The organism is Streptosporangium sp. NPDC049046 (assembly GCF_040649155.1).
Classification (GTDB): Bacteria; Actinomycetota; Actinomycetes; order Streptosporangiales; family Streptosporangiaceae; genus Streptosporangium.
Genome location: NZ_JBEZEZ010000044.1, coordinates 30,941 through 50,239 on the forward strand (window position 1 = coordinate 30,941; position 19,299 = coordinate 50,239).

General features: G+C 72.3%; 12 protein-coding genes. 7 read left to right on the plus strand and 5 right to left on the minus strand.

Annotated features, from left to right (window positions below):
- Positions 1–92 precede the first annotated feature (92 nt).
- On the minus strand, positions 93–1,031 hold the full coding sequence (locus tag AB0B96_RS37420) for an ABC transporter permease subunit (RefSeq protein ID WP_350949565.1): 939 nt from the start codon (positions 1,029–1,031) through the stop codon (positions 93–95).
- Positions 1,028–3,751 (minus strand): alpha/beta fold hydrolase, encoded by a 2,724-nt coding sequence (locus tag AB0B96_RS37425; protein ID WP_362906607.1) that lies wholly within the window; start codon positions 3,749–3,751, stop codon positions 1,028–1,030. The genes AB0B96_RS37420 and AB0B96_RS37425 overlap by 4 nt, the downstream gene beginning before the upstream one ends.
- Positions 3,752–3,997: 246 nt before the next feature.
- On the opposite strand from AB0B96_RS37425, the gene AB0B96_RS37430 reads away from it, so the two are divergent.
- Complete coding sequence (locus tag AB0B96_RS37430) at positions 3,998–5,119, plus strand: hypothetical protein (protein WP_362906609.1); 1,122 nt, start codon at positions 3,998–4,000, stop codon at positions 5,117–5,119.
- On the opposite strand, the gene AB0B96_RS37435 is transcribed toward AB0B96_RS37430, so the two are convergent.
- Together AB0B96_RS37435 and AB0B96_RS37440 are read right to left on the minus strand one after the other, a co-directional pair.
- A complete protein-coding gene (locus AB0B96_RS37435) occupies positions 5,077–6,108 on the minus strand; it encodes a CopD family protein (protein WP_362906611.1) in 1,032 nt (343 codons plus the stop codon). The genes AB0B96_RS37430 and AB0B96_RS37435 overlap by 43 nt on opposite strands.
- Complete coding sequence (locus AB0B96_RS37440) at positions 6,105–6,701, minus strand: copper resistance CopC family protein (protein WP_350949561.1); 597 nt, start codon at positions 6,699–6,701, stop codon at positions 6,105–6,107. Before AB0B96_RS37440 ends, AB0B96_RS37435 begins: the two co-directional genes overlap by 4 nt.
- Positions 6,702–7,766: 1,065 nt before the next feature.
- Between AB0B96_RS37440 and AB0B96_RS37445 the strand changes: the two genes are divergently transcribed.
- From AB0B96_RS37445 to AB0B96_RS37470, 6 genes are all read left to right on the plus strand, one after another.
- The gene (locus tag AB0B96_RS37445) at positions 7,767–9,287 is read left to right on the plus strand and encodes a condensation domain-containing protein (RefSeq protein ID WP_362906614.1); all 1,521 of its coding nucleotides are present in this window, start codon (positions 7,767–7,769) and stop codon (positions 9,285–9,287) included.
- Positions 9,274–10,713: a condensation domain-containing protein gene (locus AB0B96_RS37450; protein ID WP_362906616.1), complete on the plus strand. Its 1,440-nt coding sequence runs from the start codon at positions 9,274–9,276 to the stop codon at positions 10,711–10,713. Before AB0B96_RS37445 ends, AB0B96_RS37450 begins: the two co-directional genes overlap by 14 nt.
- Entirely contained in the window at positions 10,707–12,737 is a 2,031-nt protein-coding gene (locus tag AB0B96_RS37455; RefSeq protein WP_362906618.1) for a non-ribosomal peptide synthetase, read from the plus strand. The genes AB0B96_RS37450 and AB0B96_RS37455 overlap by 7 nt, the downstream gene beginning before the upstream one ends.
- The gene (locus tag AB0B96_RS37460) at positions 12,734–15,895 is read left to right on the plus strand and encodes an amino acid adenylation domain-containing protein (protein ID WP_362906620.1); all 3,162 of its coding nucleotides are present in this window, start codon (positions 12,734–12,736) and stop codon (positions 15,893–15,895) included. The genes AB0B96_RS37455 and AB0B96_RS37460 overlap by 4 nt, the downstream gene beginning before the upstream one ends.
- A 268-nt stretch (positions 15,896–16,163) precedes the next feature.
- Positions 16,164–17,435 (plus strand): MFS transporter, encoded by a 1,272-nt coding sequence (locus tag AB0B96_RS37465; RefSeq protein WP_362906622.1) that lies wholly within the window; start codon positions 16,164–16,166, stop codon positions 17,433–17,435.
- 206 nt (positions 17,436–17,641) lie between these two features.
- Entirely contained in the window at positions 17,642–18,571 is a 930-nt protein-coding gene (locus tag AB0B96_RS37470; protein WP_362906624.1) for a DMT family transporter, read from the plus strand.
- Here AB0B96_RS37470 and AB0B96_RS37475 read toward each other — a convergent pair.
- A complete protein-coding gene (locus AB0B96_RS37475; protein WP_350949553.1) occupies positions 18,516–19,118 on the minus strand; it encodes a TetR/AcrR family transcriptional regulator in 603 nt (200 codons plus the stop codon). The genes AB0B96_RS37470 and AB0B96_RS37475 overlap by 56 nt on opposite strands.
- Positions 19,119–19,299 lie beyond the last annotated feature (181 nt).

Below are 19,299 nucleotides of genomic sequence, written 5' to 3' on the forward strand. Positions count from 1 at the left end.
CCGAGCCCCTTCGCGGGGCTCTCGTCGCGGGGGCCGGCCGGGAGGGCTTCGCGCGGCGGGAGGTCCCGCGGAAGACGCCCCCGCGCGTTCCGCTAGGAGACGACGTCCTTGGCGCGGAAACGGCGGAAGGCGAACGCGATCAGGATGGCCGAGTAGGTGACGGAGACGGCCACCCCCTTGAGCATGCCGTCATACTCCGGCTGGGGGGCGAGGGCGTCCAGCCACGCGGTGTTCCAGAACGTCGGCAGAAACTCCCTGAGCCCGCCGAGCGCCTCGACCGCCTGCAGGATGTTGCTCACGATCACCAGGCCGACCGCTCCGCCGACCGCTCCCAGCGGGGAGTCGGTGCTGACGGAGAGCAGGAAGGCCAGCGCCGCGACCACGAACTGGCTGACCAGGGCGTAGCCGATCACCACCGCGAACCTGGGCAGCACGTCCAGGGCGGCGATCGTCTCACCGGTCCCCGGCACCCGGACGTCGTTCCACCCGAAGGCGAGGGTCCCGGCGAGCAGGGCCATCACCGGCAGGCAGATCACCGCCGCCGCCGAGTAGCCCATCGCGACGATCAGCTTCTGGCGCAGCAGGCGGTCGCGCGGGATCGGTGCGGCGAGCAGATAGCGCAGTGACGACCAGCCGGCCTCGCTCGCCACGGTGTCACCGCAGAACAGCGCGACCGCGACGACCAGCAGGAAGCTCGCCGACACCGACAGGGCGAACGCCGCGAAGTTCAGCCCGCCCTCGGTGGCCAGGTCGGAGATGCGCAGCGTGGTGGTGGGCTGCCCGGATCCGGCGCCGAGCTTGAAGGCGATCACCAGGATCCACGGCAGCGCGAGCAACAGGCCGAACATCACCAGCGTGCGGCGCCGCTTGAACTGCCTGACGATCTCCACGGAGAGCGGCAGGGTGCGCCCCGGCGCGTACCCGCGCGCCGAACCGTTCTCCGCGACGCCGTTCCGCGGGGTCCCCGCCCGCGCGGGGCCGTCGCCCGCCGGGCCGGTCATGGTGCCACGAGCACCGTCGGTGTCGCTCACGCCTTCTCTCCGATCAGGTCCAGGAAGACGTCTTCCAGCCGGGTGCCGGAGCCGTTGACCGGGGTGCGGCTGCTCAGCAGTTCGGCCACGGTCCCGGCCGTGACGAGACGCCCGCGGTGCATGACCACCACGTGGCTGCAGGTCTGCTCCACCTCCGAGAGCAGGTGGCTGGAGACGATGACCGTACGTCCCCCTCCGGCGTAGCGGATCAGGACCTCGCGCATCTCGCGGATCTGGGGCGGGTCGAGACCGTTGGTGGGTTCGTCCAGGACGAGCAGGTCGGGCAGGCCGAGCATGGCCTGTGCGATGGCGAGACGCTGGCGCATGCCCTGGGAGTAGGTGCGGACCGCGCGGTCCAGGGCGTTGCCGAGCCCGGCGATCTCCAGGGCCTCGGCGAACCGGGCGTCCTCGACGGGGCGGCCGGTCGCCTTCCAGTACAGCTCCAGGTTGTCGCGGCCGTTGAGGTGCGGCAGGAAACCCGGCCCCTCGACGAACGAGCCGAGCCTGGACAGGACCGGGGCGCCGGGCACCACCCGATGGCCGAAGATCCGGATCTCGCCGCCGTCGGGCTTGATCAGGCCCATCAGCATGCGCAGGGTGGTGGTCTTGCCCGCCCCGTTGGGGCCGAGCAGGCCGAGCACCTGGCCGTGCTCGACGGTGAACGACAGGTCGTTCACCGCGAGCTCGCCGTTCCGGTACGCCTTGGTCAGGCCACCGATCCGCAGTGGCACGGAGTCGAGCTCGGGGTCGTGCTCGTCGGCGGCGCGGCGGCGTCCGGCGAGCAGCAGGACGGCCGCGACGACGAGGGAGAGCAGCGGCAGTGCCCAGATCCACCAGGCGGGGCCGGTCGAGGGGGTGCGCAGGGTGGCGTGGGTGGGGACGGTCACCTCCGGCGAGGCGAGGGCGACCGTGTGGACGGCCGGAGCCGCGGGGGTGCTGTAACCCAGGTCGGTGGTGGTGAACGCGACGCGCAGCCGGTGCCCGACGTCGAACCTGTGGTCGATGGCCGGCAGGGTCACCGTGGCCTCCCCCGAGCCGCCCTCGGGGATCGCGATCCTGATCGGGGCGACGAGCCCTTCCGGCAAAAGCGGTGCCTGGGTCGCGCCCGCGACGTCGTAGAGCTTGGCGAACAGCGTCACCTCGTCCGCCGCCCGCGCCTCACCGCTCCCGGTGCTGCTCTCAGTGTCGCTCTCCGGGCCGCTCCGAGTGCCGCTCTGTGGGCCGCCCTCCGCGACGTCACCGGCCGCGGGGGACCCGGAACGTTCGGGCGTCACCCGCACCCGTACGGTCGAGCTGCCGGTGACCTGGAGCGGGGTGGTGAGCGGGGCGGAGTCGAAGACGGCGCTCTGGCCCGCCATGTCGATCGACAGGTTCGCGGTGGCGGCGCCGCCGAGACCGCCGAAGCCGGGGACCGCGGAGATCGAGGCGGGGGAACCGCCCGGCGGGTTCGCGACCTGCTGCTCGGGGCCGCTGAGCGGCACGGAGGTCTGGCCGGTGCCGCTCAGCCCGGGGTAGCCGTCGGCGACGGCGTGCAACTGGACCGGGCGACGGGTGCCCGGGTCGCGCCCGCCGTCGCGGGTGACGGTGAAGGCGCCCTCCTGCCCGGCCGTCTCGCTCTCCTTCAGGTGGCGGTCGAACCAGCCGAGCGTCTTCTCGTGCAGCCAGTCGACCTCGCCGTTGCCGCCGTCGTGGCCGCCGTCGAACCAGGCGACCTCCACCGGGGCGCCGGTGGCGGCGATCGCCCTGGCGTTGGCGTCGGCCTGCCCCAGGGTGAACAGCGAGTCGCGCTGTCCCTGGAGCAGCAGCGTGGGGACCTTGATCCTGCCGGGTACCGAGATCGGGCTCGACCTGCGCAGTGTCTCCACCGCGTCCGCCGTCGCCCGTCCGCTTTCTGCCACCTTCTGGTACATGTCACAGATCTCCGGCAGGAACCGGCCGCACCGGACCTCCTCCGCGGTGAGCGGCCTGGGCTGGGCGGGCGGCGACCCGTTCCCGGCTTCCGCGTCCTCCTCGCCTCCCCCGGCTCCCGCGCCGGTCTGGCCGAGGGCGGCCAGACCGGCCGCGCCCGGGGTGGGACCGCCCCGGCTGAAGAACAGCCCGGCCCACATGCGCTTGAACACCCCGCTCTCCGGGCCCTGCCCGGTGGCGTTCGGGAACAGCGCGTCGGCCAGGTCGTACCAGGTGATCTGCGGGACGATCGCGTCGATCCTGGGGTCGTGGGCGGCGGCCATCAGGGAGATCGCCCCGCCGTAGGAGCTGCCCGCGATGCCCACCCGAGGGTCGCCCGCCGCGTCGAGCCGGACCTCGGGCCGCTTGGCGACCCAGTCGACCAGCTGGCGCACGTCCTTGACCTCGTAGTCGGGGGAGTTCAACGCGATCTGTCCCGAGGAGCGGCCGAAGCCGCGCGCCGACCAGGTCAGCACGGCGTAACCCTCCTGCGCCAGCCGTACGGCGGCGTCCCGCACGCTCAGCTTGCTGCCGCCGAACCCGTGCGCGAGCAGCACCGCAGGGGCCCTGCCGCCGCCGGCGGGAGGGAAGAAGCTCGTGTCCAGCGTGACCCGCTGGTCGTCCTCCGGCCCGTCGAGCACTGTGATCATCTGGTCCTGGGCCCGTACGCCGGGAGCGGACGGCCACACCAGCCAGGCCGCGGCGCCGACGACCAGCACGACGATCGCAGCGATCCCCGAGATGCGGATGGTCCGTTTTCCCCCACGTTGCATGACGAGAGCCTACTGATTGCAGCTGAAAGGCTCCTGAGACCGTTCTCAGGAGCGTTCCGGCAGTCATTCGCCGACCGGTTCGGTCGCCGGTCGTCGCGGCGGGGACGAACATGGGTGATCCACCCACGTGGAGCAGGGGAGGCGTCCCGATCCTCAGGGTTGTCCCCGATTGCGGACCGAGGTGAAGGAGCGGCATCATTTCGACGCGTGAAGCCAGTAGAGAGCCTTCGAAGAAGAGCCACTCCCGTGATCGAGTGGGCTCTGCCGTATTGGACGCGCGGGGAGGCCGGCAGGGAGACCCCGGAGGATCTGTTCAGGGTCCTCTACCTCGGGTGGCTGGTGGCTTTCTCGTTCAAGGTGCTCGGAGCGTCCTGGGACGTCTCCTGGCACTTCAAGTGGCTTCGCGACGACCTGGCGCCGCCGCACCTGCTCAACAGCGTCGGCACCGCTCTCGCCCTCGCTCTCACGATCATCCACATCTACACCGGCTACGGCGTGGACAAACTCGCGCAGCGTCTCATCGCCTGGGGCACGGGCATCTTCCTGGTCGCCGTCCCGCTGGACCTGATCAACCACCGGATCAACGGGCTCGACATCACCTCGTGGAGCCCGTCCCACCTCATGCTCTACATCGGCACGCTTTTCATGATCTGCGGCGTCATCCGGGGCTGGTTCGTGCGGGCGCTCCCGGGACGGACGCGCACGCTGGTCCTCGGCGGGCTCTTCGTGTTCCTCTTCGAGAACGTCTGGTTCCCGGCCCAGCACCAGGAGTACGGCGTGTACGCCATCTCGGCCTGGGACCGGGGGGCGCCCGAGGCCGAGCCGATCCTGATCAAGTTCGCCGCCGACCAGATCGGCCTGCCGGTGACCGACAGGGCCGTGGCGCTCCACTTCGCGCTGCCCGTGCCCGACCAGCTCTACCCGCTCTACGCGGCGATCGCCGCCGTCCTGGTGGCCGTCTACGCCCGCGCGATGATCGGCCGGATGTTCTCGGCCACCGCCGTGATCGGCGCCTACGTCGTCTTCCGTACGCTGATCTGGCCGCTCCTCGCCGCGGCCGACTTCCCGCGCTCGGCGATCCCGGTCTTCCTCATCGCCGGGGCGCTCGCCGTCGACCTGGCGTTCCTGATCAGGAATCCCGTGGTCAGGGCGCTGGTCGGATCCCTCGGCGCCACCCTCCTGATCGACCAGGCACTGCGCTTCCAGCACGCGATGTTCATGGCGCCGCCGCTGGTGCCCCCCACGACCATGGTGATCGGGGGGGCGGGACTCGCGGTCCTGTGGCTGGCCGCAGAGTGGTCCTTCGGCCGCCACACGCTGCGGGCTCAGGACAGGGAGGCAGTGGTCAGCGCGACCGCGACCCCGTAGGCGAGCCCCATCACGGCGATCTCGGCGGCCGCCCACGCGACGACCGCCGTCGCCCGCCTCTCGGCGATGTGCGGCAGCAGGCGGAAGCGGATGTGGGCGGCGAACGGGATCAGCAGTGCCACGCACGCGACCTTGGCCAGCACCAGCAGGCCGTACTCACTGGTCAGGAGAGCCCCGGGGAGTTCCACCCCGGGGGTGAGGGCCATCGTGGCCAGGCCGTTCACCAGGCCGGAGGCACTGACCACGACGAGTGCGAGGGTCGCGAGCCTGGAGAACGCGGGCAGCACCCGCGCCAGCAGCTCCCGGTCCCCGGTGACCAGCAGGATGATCGTGAGCAGGCCGCCGGTCCACGCCGCCGAGCCCATCACGTGCAGCTCCATCGAGATCATGATGGGGTCGTGCCAGAGCGAGTCGACCGCGTGGCCGGTGACCGGGATCGGCAGCAGCCCGAAGAAGGCGATCACGATCCGCAGCTCGGCGGGGACCTTCTCGCCGTACCGCACGGCCAGCAGCCCGATCCCGGCGTAGGACAGCGCGCAGGCGGCGCTGAAGAGCATGCCCTGCCCGGCGCCGACGCTGTCGACGTACTCGGCGATCATGCCGGGGGTGGGGACCAGGCCGGGGTTCAGCTCGGCCGTCTGGAAGACGATCACGACCAGCGCCAGCAGTGCCCAGGCCCAGGCGAAGGTCACGGCCGTCGGCCGGGCCCGGCGCATCACCGGCTCCGTGCGGTCGGGGTCGTCGAACCCGAGCAGCTTCGGCAGCAGGCTGAGCCCGACCACCGCCACCGCGGCGAGGTCCAGCAGCACCCGCAGCACCGGCAGCCCGTACTCCACCAGCGGTCCGGGAATGGCGATCCCCGGCACCGCCTCCTGGCGGGAGAGCGCCGTCGCGGTCAGCACGGCCACCAGGGCTCCGGAGACGAGCCCGCCGACGACCAGCCTCCTGGCGGTGCCGGCCTCGGCGGCAGGCTCGGCGGTCAGGGTCATCCCGCGCCCCCCTGCTCCTTCGTGCGGCGCATCGCCACGACGGTGGCCCCGCCCAGCAGGACGATGGAGCCCGCGATCCACAGCACGGCCATCCCGGCACCGCCGTTCTGCGCGGCCTCGGCGGCCTGGGCGCCCAGATCGGGTTCCTGCGGCGCGGCGGCGGAGGCGACGGGGGCGGCCGGGGTGGCGGCGGCCGGATCGGCGGAGGACTGGGCGGACGCGCCGGGGCCGGGGGCGGTGAGGGTGAAGGTGATCTTGCTGGAGACCGGGTGGCCGTCGGAGGAGAGGATCCGGTAGCCCACCGCGTACTCCCCGGCGGAGCCGAGGGGTTTCACACCGACGCTCACCTTCGCCCTGTCGACGGTCGTCTTGCCCTCCTCCCAGCGCGTGCCGTCCGGGCCGATCACGCTGATCTGCGCGAAGCCCTGCCGGACGGGCTGGTCGAAGGTGAGTGTGATCTTCTCAGGACCGGTGGCCAGCTCGGTACCGTCCTTGGGGTCGCTGCTGATCAGCACGTTGTGGGCCTGTGCCGGGACGCCCGCGCCGAGCAGCGCGGCGGACGCGAGCAGCAGGACCGTGAGTAGCCGCCTCACCGGTCGTGGCCTTCCTTTGGGGTCGTCATGACGAATGACATGCTCCCACCCCGGCCTCCCGCCCGGGAATCGCGCTCGCGCGTCTCATCTCGTCCGTCCATCCGTGCCCGTGCCCCGGTGAGGGGGCCCGTGCGCCGGCGGACGGGCCGATTCCGGCGCTCCGGCCACCGAGGGGGAACGACGGGGGCGATGGGGGCCGGCGAGGGCTGACGGGAACCGCTGGAGGCGGACGGGACCGGCAGGGACCGATGGGGGACCGGCGGGGGCCGATGGAGACAGGGAAGGCCCGGGAACATCCCGGCGGAGAGCAGGAGCCCGGCGGGACGGAGTCAATGACTAAGAGGATGACAAATTTTCAAAGAATGAAGAATAGGTCGATTTATCTGGTAAAAGCCCTGGAGAGATATTTTGTTTAGTTTTATCGGACTGTAAAACAACCGTGAAACCTTGACGAATTCGGCGCGTGATCCTTAGCCTCACTCCAAGCGACGCCACCGATTCGCCGCGCTCGTGCACGGCGAAGAAGTCGCCGTGCCCTCGCACGGTGTGAAGGCGTGACATGTGGTCGGGACACGTCACGCCGGGCGTTCGCGCATCTCGGTGTCGGAGCCGTATTCCGTGCCGCGCAAGTCCTCAACGCCATCGGATCCGCGCGTCCCCTCGGGGCCGGGCCGATCCGGTCGGTCGTCATGGGATCCCCCATTCGGGAGATGCCATTTTCCGCCGTAAGGGAACGCGCCCGGGTTCCCCTCCCGACAGTACGGAGGCGTCGTGACGCGCACCGGCCTCTCGCCGGACAAGAAGGCGGTATCCGCCCGCGCCGGTGTCGAATCAGGCCCTTTCCAATGGAACGCCCCGGCCAGGCGCGAGACGCCCGAGCGCATACCCGTCGTCGGCACCCCGCCGGCGAAACGGCGGGGGAGAAGTCATCACAGGGAGCCGCGGGGGTCGTTCGAGGCCGCCGCGACAGGCCGGACGGAAGGCGCCTGAAATGTCGATGTCGCAGGTGAACGGATGGAACAGGGCGCCCCACGAGGGCGTCGGCGAAGAGAACGGCCGGACCCGATGACGGCCGGCCTCGCGCGGCTGAGCGCGACGTCCGTGGAGTTCACCGGCGTACGGGGCGGTGAGGCGCCGTTCAGCTGGGGCCAGCTCGCCATCTGGCGGCTCACCCGGTGGCTGGACGACGACGACCCCTACTTCAACATGCCCTGGGTGCTGCCCGTCTACGGCAGACGCGACCTCGACACCGTCCTGCGGGCGCTGCGCGTGCTCGTCGAGCGGCACGAGACGCTGAGGACGACGTTCGAAGAGACGCCCGGCGGGCTGGTCCAGCGCGTGGCATGCGAGGGCCGCTTCACCGTCGAGGTGTACGACGCGGAAGGCGCCAAACCGACCACCGCGGCGCGGGAGATCTCCACCAGGCTGGCGGCCACCGCGTTCGACTACGCGAGCGAGCTGCCGTTCCGATGCGCCGTCGTGACCGTCGACGGCCGCCCGAGGGCGATGGCCCTCACCCTGTCCCACCTGGCCGTGGACGGCGGGGCACTGGACGTGCTGGCGCGCGACTGGCGGGACCTGCTCGCCGGTGGCGAGCCGCCCGCGCCCGCCTGGCAGCCGATGGACCAGGCCGCCTTCGAGCGCGAAGGTCCTGGCGCCGCCCGAGGCGAGCGGACGCTGCGCCACTGGCGCGCGGTCCTGGAGAGGGCCCCGCTGAGCATGTTCGACTTCCCCCGTACGACGCCGGAGGAACCGAGGTTCGTCAAGGTCGGCATGGAGTCGGCCGCCACCGCGGCGGCGGCCGAGGTGCTGGCGGCGCGCTGGTCGATCAGCACGGCCAGCGTGCTGACCACGGCGAGCGCCGTGCTGCTGGGCACGCTCACCGGCCACGACGAGGTGGTCATGCAGCTCGTCGTGGCCAACCGGCACGATCCCCGCGTCGCGGCGATGGCGGGCAGCGCCGTGCAGGACGGGATCTTCGTCCTGGACCTGCCGGGGGGCACGTTCGCCGACGCCGCCCGTGCCGGGCACCGGCAGGCGCTGACCGCCTACCGGAACGCGCAGTACCACCCGTACCGGATGATGGCGCTGCGCGAGGAGGTCGGCCGCGAGCGCGGCGGACCCGTCGACCTGTCGGCCTACTTCAACGACACGCGGACCGTCGGCCACTGGCCCCACCTGCCCGCGGTGGAGCCACCGGGCGACCCCGCCGCGATCGCCACGCTCACCGAGCGGACCAGGACCTTCCACGTCGGATCCTGGCCCGAGGTGGACGCCACGGCCCTGTTCGCCACCGGCACCGCCACCAACACCTGCGAGCTGTACCTGACGGCCGACACCGCCTACCTGCCGCGTCCCACGGCCTACGCGCTGCTGCGCGGGGTGGAGAGTCTGCTGGTCGCCTCGGTGGCCGGGGACGTCCCGCTCGGCGAGGTCGCCGGACTGTGCGGCATCGTCCCGGTCGAGCGACCCTCCGTCCACGGCCAGAACGGTTCCTCCGCCGGTTCACCGGGCGGCGGCGGGGCGCGGGCCGTCCAGGATCTCGGCGCGCAGGGTGTGCGGGAGGTGGCCGGTGGTCACGTCTGACCACCGGGCGGGGCCCGACGGCCGTGCCGCGCTGCTCGAACGACTGGCGCGCCTCCCCGAGGCGCAGCGCGCCGCGCTGCTGAGCAGGATGCGGGAACGGGACGGGGAAGGCGGCGGGCAGTGGCCGCTGTCGTTCGGGCAGGAGCGTCTGTGGTTCCTCGGCAGGTTCGACCCCGGCGACACCACCTACCACACCCCCTGGTGCGTGCGCCTGCGCGGTCCCGTCGACGCGGAGGCGATCGCCGCCGCCTTCACCCGGGTGGCCGAGCGGCACCACGTGCTGCGCACCCGGTTCCGGCTGGCCGGTGACCGTCCCGTCCAGGTCGTCGTACCGTCCCGGCCGGTACCGGTGGAGCGGGTGGACGTCACCGGCGATCCGGCTCCGGTCGTGGTGGATCTCATCAACAGGCCCTTCGACCTCGAACACGGCCCGCCGCTGCGCGTGGCGCTGCTGCGACTGGGCGAGCAGGACTTCCTGCTCTGCATCGTCCTGCACCACATCGTCGTCGACGGCTGGTCGCTCGACGTCCTGATGCGGGAGGTGGCCGAGTGCTACGCCGCGCACCGCGAGGGCAGGCCGCCAGGGCTGCCGGAGCTCCCGGCGCAGTACCCGCAGATCGCCGAGGAGCAGAGGCGCCGCGCCGAGTCGGACGAGGACGCCTCAAGCCTCGGCCACTGGACGAGGACGCTCGCCGGGGCGCCCGCCCTCGACCTTCCCGCCGACCACCCCCGCCCGGCCCGCTGGAGCGGACGCGGAGGTCAGGAGAGCCTGCTCGTTCCCGAAGAGGCGATCGCCCGGCTGGAGAACGTCGCCAGGGGGATGCGCTGCACGCTCTTCATGGCGCTGCTCGCCGCCTACCAGGCGACCCTCGGGCTGGCCTCCGGGCGAGAGGACCTGTGCGTCGGGGTACCGGTCGCGGGAAGGGACCGGCCGGAGATCGAGCCGCTGATCGGCTACTTCGCCACCACGCTCGTGCTCCGCGCCGACCTGTCCGGCGATCCCACCTTCCGCGAGCTGCTCAAACGCACCCGCACCGCGCTCTTCGGGGGACTGCGGCACGCCGACACGCCGTTCGAACGGATCCTCGGCGCGCTGCGCCTGCCCCGCGACCTGAGCAGGCCGCCGCTCTTCCAGGCCATGTTCAACCTGCACAACCTGCCCAAGGGGGACCTGCTGCGGAACACGATGGGTGATTTGTCGGTCGAGGTCTATCCCGCCCCCGCGGCGGGGCGCACCAAGGCCGAGGTGTCCGTGGACGCCTGGCGGGGCCCCGAAGGTCTCGGCGGCGTCCTCGACTACAGCAGCGACCTGTTCTCCGCCGGAACCGCTCGGCGCCTCATCCGGACCTTCACCGACGTGGTGGAGCGCGCCGGAGCCGACCCGGACCTCCGGCTGTCCGACCTGAGAGGTGTACAACCGTGGTGACGACCCTGGAACCGGCGCGTGAACCGCTGGAGACGACGCCCGACGCGGTGGCGGTGAGCGGACCCGGAGGCACGCTGACCTACCGGGAGCTGTACCGGCGGGTCGACGACCTCGCCGCGACACTCCGCGGGCAGGGGGTGGGCCCCGAGGTTCCGGTCGGACTGTGCATGGAACGCACCACGGGGATGGTCGTCGCGGTCCTGGCGGTCTGGGCCGCCGGCGGCGCGTACGTCCCGCTCGATCCCGCCTTCCCCGAGGAGAGGCTGCGGCTCATGCGCGAGGACGCCGGGATCGAGCTGGTGCTGACCCAGTCCGGGGTGGACCGGCGCCTGCTCGCGGACGTCCCCAGGACGCTTCTCCTCACCCCCGGCGGCACCCCCGACGGCGCCGTTTCCCCGCCGTCCCGGTTCACTCCCGACGATGCTGTCTCCTCGGCGTCCCGGCGCGCCCTCGATGGCACGGTCCCACCGCTCCCCGCGCTCGTTCCCGACGGTGCCGCACTCCCCGGGCCGGGCGGGAGCGACTCGCAGCCGCTCCCGCCCGCCCTCGGAGACGACACCGCCCCGGCCCGCCGCCGCGACATTCCGGGAGGGCCGGGAAGCGGTCTGGCGTACGTGATCTACACCTCGGGCTCCACCGGGCGGCCCAAGGGCGTGGAGGTGCCGCGCCGCGCGGTGGAGAATCTCCTCGGGGCGTTCTCCGGCAGGCTGGGACTCACCCCGGAAGACCGCTGGCTCGCCGTGACCACCCTGTCGTTCGACATCTCCGTGCTGGAACTGCTGCTGCCCCTGGCGTGCGGGGCGCGGATCGTCGTGGCCTCGGCGCGGGAGGCCGCCGACGGCGCGGCGCTGCGGGCGCTGGCGGTCGCGGAGGGGATCACGGTCCTGCAGGCCACCCCGGCGACCTGGCGCATCCTGCTGGAGGCGGGCGGCGTACCGGAGACGATCCGCACCCGGCTCTGCGGGGGAGAGGCGCTGCCGCGCGACCTCGCCGACGCGCTCCTCGCCCCGGGGACGAGCCTGTGGAACGTGTACGGGCCGACCGAGACGACCGTGTGGTCCACCGCCGGGACCGTCGCGCCCTCCCCCACGGGGATCGGCCTGGGAGAGCCGATCTCCGAGACGTCCCTGTACGTCCTCGACGACGGCGGCCTGCCGGTCGCGGACGGTGCGGCGGGGGAACTGCACATCGGCGGGGACGGGGTGGCCCGCGGCTACCGGGGCATGCCCGCGCTGACCGCCACCCGCTTCCTGCCCGACCCCTTCACGAGCCGTCCGGGAGCGCGCATGTACGCGACCGGCGACCTCGTCAGGCGCGCCCCGGACGGCCGCCTCGAATACCTGGGCCGCGCCGACAGACAGGTCAAGATCCGCGGGTTCCGCATCGAGCTGGACGAGATCGAGACCGTCCTGCGCTCGGCCGACCAGGTTCGCCAGGCCGCCGTCGGCGCCTGCGAGGGACCCGACGGCCTGCCCGCTCTGGTGGCGTACGTGGTCCCCGCGGCGGGGTCGGCGACGGCGGGGCTGTGGGAGGCGCTGCGCGAAAGGCTCAGGTCGAGCCTGCCCGACTACATGGTTCCGGCGCAGCTCGTCACGCTCGACGCCCTGCCGCTCACCCCCAACGGCAAACTCGACCGCGCGGCCCTGCCGGTACCCGTCGGCGCGCCGGTGAGGACGGTCCCCTACCGGCCGCCGTCGACGGCGGCGGAGGACGAGCTCGCCGCCATCTGGGCGGAGGTGCTGGGAATCGACGAGCCGATCGGGGTCGACGACGACTTCTTCGAGCTGGGCGGCCACTCGCTGATGGCCGCCCAGATCGTCGCGAGGGTCCAGGCGCGCTTCGGCGCCGCCGTGCCGCTTCCGGCCCTCTTCGAGGACCCGACCGTCGCGGGGCTCGCCAGGCGGCTGGACCGTCTGGACGACGACCTGGACCTCGCCGAGGTCGCCGCGCTGCGCGAGCGGCTCGACGGCCTCGACGCCGAGGAACTCGCGGCGATCTTCGACGAACTGGCGCCGGGCGCATGAGGGCGCCCCTGTCCCCGGCGCAGGAGCGGCTCTGGCTCCTGCAGCGCCTCGACCCGGGCAACGCCTCCTACAACGTGTATCTCGTACGCCTGCTCGGCGGCACCCTCGTCCCGGCCGCGCTGACCCGGGCGTTCACCGACCTGCTGGCCCGCCACGAGAGCCTGCGCACCAGGTTCGCCGAGGAGGAGGGCGTGCCCTGGGCCGTGGTGGAGGAGGCGTCGGCACCCCGGATCGAATGGCTGGACTCCGGCGGCCGCGAGGAGGCGGAACGCCTGGTCACCGAGCGGGCCAACACGCCGTTCGACCTGGAGGCGGCACCGCCGCTGCGCGTCGCGGTGATCCGGGTCGCCGAGGACGAGCACGTGCTCTGCCTCACCATGCACCACATCATCGCGGACGGCTGGTCACTCAACGTCATCCTCGACGACCTGGCCGACTGCTACGCCGCCCGCCTGTCGGGGGAGGAGCCCCGGCTGCGCCCGCTGCCCGTCCAGGCGGGCGACTACGCGCGATGGCACCGGCGCAGGGCCGAGCGGGCCGTGCCGTACTGGCGGGAGAAACTCGCGGAACCGCCACCGGCCGAGCTGCCGTTCCGCCGCCAGGGGAAGGCGAGCGGGCAGGGGGAGGTCCAGCGCGTCCTGCTGCCCCCCGCCGCCGCGCGGAGGCTGGAGCGGCTCGCCGCCGAGCACCGCACCACCCTGTTCACGGTGCTCGTCGCCGCCTACCAGACGCTGCTGCTGCGGCACACCGGGCAGAGCGACCTCCTGGTCGGCACCGTCGTCGCCGGCCGGGACCGGGTCGAGCTGGAGCCGATGGTCGGCTACGTCTCCCAGACGGTGATCCTCCGCGGTGACCTGTCGGGCGACCCGCCGTTCACCGGACTGATCGGCCGTACCCGCGGCGAGGTCTTCGGCGCGCTGGGCAACCCCGCGGTCCCCTTCGAGCAGCTCAGCCATCCCGCCGAGTCGCTGCTGCCCTCCATGCTCATCCTGCACACCCAGGACGCCAACCCGCGCAGGACGTTCGGCGACCTGAAGGTGGCCGACCTCGACGCCGGATTCCACCAGGCCAAGGTGGACCTCCTCGTCGAGGCCTGGTCCGGTGAGGACGGGCTCGACCTGTCCTTCTGCCACGACACGGGCCTGTTCGAGACCGGGGAGGTCGGCCGGCTGGCCGCGAGGTTCGCCCTCCTCCTCGAATCCGTCGCGGCCGCCCCCGGCACCCCGCTCTCCGCCCTGCCGATCTGGACCGACGCCGACCACGCCGAGATCCGCGCCCTGTCCGCCGGGCCGGTCCCGGACATCGACCGTGCGGCGAACACCGGTCCCGTCTCGACCGTCTCGGACCCCGTCTCGGGTTCCGTCTCGGGTTCCGCCTCGGAGGCCGGTCTGGTTCCCGGGATGATCCTGGAGGCCGCGCGGCGGGCACCGGACGCCGTCGCCGTGGTCTGCGGGAAACAGAGCGTCACCTACGGCGAGCTGCTCGCCCGCGCGGGCGCGCTCGCCGAGGTCCTGCGCGAGGGCGGCGTGCGGCGGGGGGACGTCGTCGGGGTCTGCCTGCCCCGCTCGGTCGACGCGATCACCGCGCTGCTCGCCGTCTGGTGGGCCGGGGCCGCCTACCTGCCGTTCGACCCGGAGGTCCCCGACGAGCGGCTGGCCTTCTCGATGGCGGACAGCTCGGCCACCCGCCTGATCACCCTGCGCGAACCGCCACCGGGCCGCGTCGCCGTCGCCCCCACGACCTCTCCGAGCCATGGAGGCCTCGGAGAAGTCATCGACCTCCCCGCGCCGTGGGACGCCGCGTACGTCATCACCACCTCCGGATCCACCGGCGTGCCCAAGGGGGTGCTGGTGGAGCACGGCGCGGTGGCCGCGCGGGTGCGCTGGATGCGCGAGGACTACGGCCTCACCCCGGCCGACCGGGTCGTCCAGTTCGCCTCGCTCGGCTTCGACGCCCACGTCGAGGAGGTCTTCCCCACGCTGGCGGCGGGAGCCACGCTGGTGCTCCTGCCGGAGGGCGCGGTGTCGCTGCCCGCCCTGCTCGCCTCCCCCGAGGGAGCGGCGGTCACCGTACTCGACCTGCCGACCGCCTACTGGCACTCGCTGACCGAGGACCCGAGGGAGACCGCGTGGCCGTCCTCGCTCCGCCTGGTGATCCTCGGTGGCGAGCAGGTCTCGGCGGCGGCGGTGGAGCGCTGGCGGGGTCTGCTCGGCGACCGTGTCCGGCTGGTCAACACCTACGGCCCGACCGAGGCGACGGTGATCGCCACCGCCGCCGACCTGGGGGCGGGGGACGTCGCGGGACGCCCTCCGATCGGCCGCCCGATCGGCGGGACCGTCGTCCACGTGCTCGACGGCAGGGGAGACCCCCTTCCGCCCGGCGCGACCGGGGAACTGGTCATCGGCGGAGCCGGAGTGGCCCGGGGCTACCTCGGCAGGCCGGCGCTCACCGCCGCCGCCTTCGTCCCCGACCCGTACGGCGCCCCGGGAGCGCGCCGCTACCGAAGCGGCGACCGGGCGCGCTGGCGCTCCGACGGGCGGCTGGAGTTCCTCGGGCGGCTGGACGCCCAGCTGAAGATCAGGGGGTTCCGGATCGAGCCGGGCGAGGTGGAGAGCCGCCTGCTCGCCCACCCCGGGGTGCGGCAGGCCTTCGTCACCGGCAGGGGGGAGGAGCTCGTCGCGTACGTCACGGGCACCGCGGGCCCGGCCGCCCTCAGGGAGCACCTGGAGCGGTCGCTCCCGCGGCAGCTCGTCCCCACGGCATGGGTGACGCTGGACGCGCTTCCCCTCACCTCGGGCGGCAAGGTCGACGCCGCCGCGCTCCCCGAACCGTCCGCCGCCCTCCCCGCCACGCGCCGCGTCGCGCCGCGTACGGACGCGGAGAGGCTGGTCGCCGAGATCTGGGAGGAACTGCTCGGCACGGGGCCGGTCGGCGTCCTCGACGACTTCTTCGCGCTGGGCGGGCACTCCCTGCTGGCGACCCGGGTGGGGGCGCGGATCAGGCGGGACACCGGGGTCGAGGTCCCGATCCGGACGATCTTCGCCAAGAGTACCGTCGCCTCCCTCGCCGAGGCGCTGGAGGAACTGCTGATCGAGGAACTGGACGCCCTGACCGAGGAGGAGGCGCTGGAGTTGCTCACGGGCACCGACCGTTCCTGAGCCCTTCTCCGGGCGCTCCGCTTCTTCGCCCCGGTTCCCCCGTGGGGACGCCTCCCGGCCTCTCCGGCTTTCCGCCACCGGGAGGCCGTCACCCGGTGCCACCGGGAGGCGTTGAGCCTCAGGACGGCGATCCGTTTCGCGGAGATATCGATCTGTGAGGATGTCGAGACGGGAAACGCTGGACCGCGTAGGCGCCGAGCCGTGAGGATGTCGAACCACGAAGATGCCGAGGCCCACGAAGAGCCGAGCCGCGGAGATGCGAGGTTCCATGAGCGTCGCCCAGCCTGTCCCCGACCCGCGGGCGGCGCTCGCCGAGCCGACCCGCAGGGTGGGGCCCTGGTGGGTGGCCGGCATCTCGCTCGCCAACCTCGCGCTCTGGATGGCCTACTTCGGGCCGCTCCAGGTGCTGTTGCCCTCGCAGGTGGCGGCGATCGACCCGGCGGGCAAGGAAGGGTCGCTGGCACTGGTGACCGGGGTGGGGGCCGCCGTCGCGATGCTGTTCAACCCCGTCGCCGGAGCGCTGTCGGATCGTACGGCGGGGCGTTTCGGGCGCAGGCATCCGTGGTCGCTGGGCGGGGCGCTGGCCGGTGCGGGGGCGCTGGTCCTGCTGGCGGGCCAGGGCTCGATCCTCGGTGTGACGGCCGGCTGGTGTCTCGCGCAGGCCGGGCTCAACGCGATGCAGGCCGCGCTCGGTGCCGGGGTGCCCGACCACGTACCGGTCGGTCAGCGAGGTGAGGTCTCGGGCTGGATCGGGATTCCCCAGTCGCTCGGGGTGGTGTTCGCCGTGGTCCTGGTCACCATGGTCGCCACCACCATCGAATCCGGATATTTCTTGATAGCGGCGCTGATCCCGCTCTGCGTGCTCCCCTTCGTCCTCACCACCACCGACCCCCGCCTGACGGACAGGCCGCCCTTCGACCTCGGAGCCTTCCTGAAGGGGTTCTGGATCAGCCCTCGCACCCACCCCGACTTCTTCTGGGCCTGGCTGACCCGCTTCCTGATGCAGCTGGGCAACGCCGTCGCCACGCTCTACCTGCTGTACTTCCTCGCCGACGCGGTCGGCTACGAGAGGCTCTTCCCCGGTGAGAAGGCCGAGGACGGTCTGCTCGTGCTGATCCTGATCTACACCGTGGCCGTCGTGCTCACCACCGTCGTCGCGGGCGTCGTCTCCGACAGGCTCGGCCGCCGCAGGGCGCTCGTCACGATCTCCGGCCTGATCAGCGTCATCCCCGCGGTGATGCTCGCCTTCTGGCCGCACTGGCAGGTCGCGACGGTCGGCGCCGCGATCATGGGGATCGGCTTCGGCATCTACCTCTCGGTCGACAACGCCCTCGTCACCCAGGTCCTGCCCGCCGCCGAGGGGCGTGCCAAGGACCTCGGCGTCATCAACATCGCCAACTCCGGCCCCCAGGTGCTCGGCCCCGCCATCGCCGGTCCGATCGTGGCAGGTCTCGGCGGTTATCCCGTCCTCTACATGACCTCGGCGGCCCTCGTCCTCCTCGGCGCCGTCCTCGTCTGGAAGATCCGCTCGGTCCGCTGAGCTCCGGGCCGCCGTCGGCCCCCTGTCGGAAGGGCACCCACTGAGCGCTGTGCCCCCGTCGGCTCCCGTCGGCCCCGGCGGAAAGACAAGTGGAGGTATGAGGCCCCTCGTGCCGGTGTTGCGTCTTTCACTCAGCGTTGTATCCGTGTCACCCCCGACCCTTTCGGTGACCATTCGGTCGCCGAGGGTGATGCGACCCTTCGGATATGGCAGTGGTAACCCCCCGGCCCGTTCTGGGAATCGTGCTTCTGATCTTCGTCAGCGCCGCATGGGGGTCGGCTTTCCCGCTGATGAAGGATCTCATCGTCCGCGTGCCGGTGGCGGACCTTCTCGCCGAGCGGTACGGCATCGCCACCCTCGTGCTGCTCGCGCTGCGCCCGAGAAGCCTTCGAGGGCTCTCGGAGAACACCTGGCTCACCGGCATCCTGCTCGGCCTGCTGTTCGGCGTGGCCCAGACGGCCCAGGCGGTCTCACTGCACGATCTGCCCTCGTCGGTCTCGGGGTTCACGGTCGGCTCGTACGTGGTGATCACCCCTGTTCTCGGACTGTTCCTGCTCGGAGCCAGGACGTCGGCCCGCGTCTGGGCCTCGGTGGCGCTGGCCACGGCCGCGATGACCGCGTTCGCCCTGATGAGGGAGGCGGAGGGGGACATCGCCCTGCCCGCGCTGGTCGCCACCCTGTTGGCGGCGGTCCTGTACGCGGTCCATACGCTGCTGCTCGGCAACTCCGCCGAGGCGCGGCAGAACGCCTACGCGGTCACGGTGATCCAGCTCGGCACCATCGCCGCCATGACGGGTGCCCTCGCCACGCCGGACGGTCTCACCCTGCCCTCGACGCCGGGCGACTGGGTGATCCTCGGCCACCTGTCGATCGTGGCCTGCGCCCTGGGTTTCCTGGCCCGCTCCTGGGGCCAGGTCCACGTCTCGCCGGTGTCCGCCGCGGTGATCCTGTCGACCCAGCCGCTCTGGGTGACCGCCCTCGCCGTGGCACTGCACGGGGAACCGCTCACCGTGGGCGTCTACCTCGGCGGCGGGCTGATCGCCCTCGCCATGCTCCTGGTCGTGTCGCCCGGGGGACTGTTCAACTCAGCTCGGCGGGGGAGAGGCCCAGTTCCGCCGCCGTGGCCGTCCGGATGAACTCGGTCATCCGCGCCCGCGAGAGCACCCGCCGGTGCACCGTCACCTGCGTGGAAAGGCCGTCGATGAGAGACATGACCCGCCAGGTCGTGCCCTCGGGGTCCGCACAGGTGAAGACCTCCGCCGCGACGCCGTCGTCGATGATCGCGCGGAGCGCCTCCTTCCAGCGCATGTCGATCCTGCGGGACGTCTCCTCAAGCTCGGTGTTGCGTATCGACTCGGCCCAGGCGTCGATCCACAGGGCCCACGACTTGGATTTCCCGCTGGGCGGATAGAACCTGAGCAGAGCCCGCAGCCGGTCGAGGGGAGAGCCGCCGGACTCCTCCACCTTGGTGAGCGCGTCCAGGTCGAGCTGGGCGGCGTAGGAGAAGGCCTGGGCGAAGAGCTTCTCCTTGGTCTCGAAATGGTAGAAGAGCAGCGCCTGGCTGACGCCGGCCGCCTGGGCGATGTCGGCGGTGCGCGTGTGACCGAAGCCCCGGGCCGCGATCACATCGCAGGCGGTCCGGAGCAGATCTTCGCGACGTAATCGCCCAAATCCCCTTGCCACAAGGGAACACTAGCGCGTCAGGAAGCGCCGTCCGGGCCGGGGTGCGGCCGGGGTACAGAGGTATGCACAGGACGAATCGGGCACCCCACGCGCTGTCACCTACCCGTGGGTAGGAACGCTACGGACGGTGAGGAGCCGAGACTCAACGAGGGATTCCGTCGCACCGCGCCCCGTCGCCCGG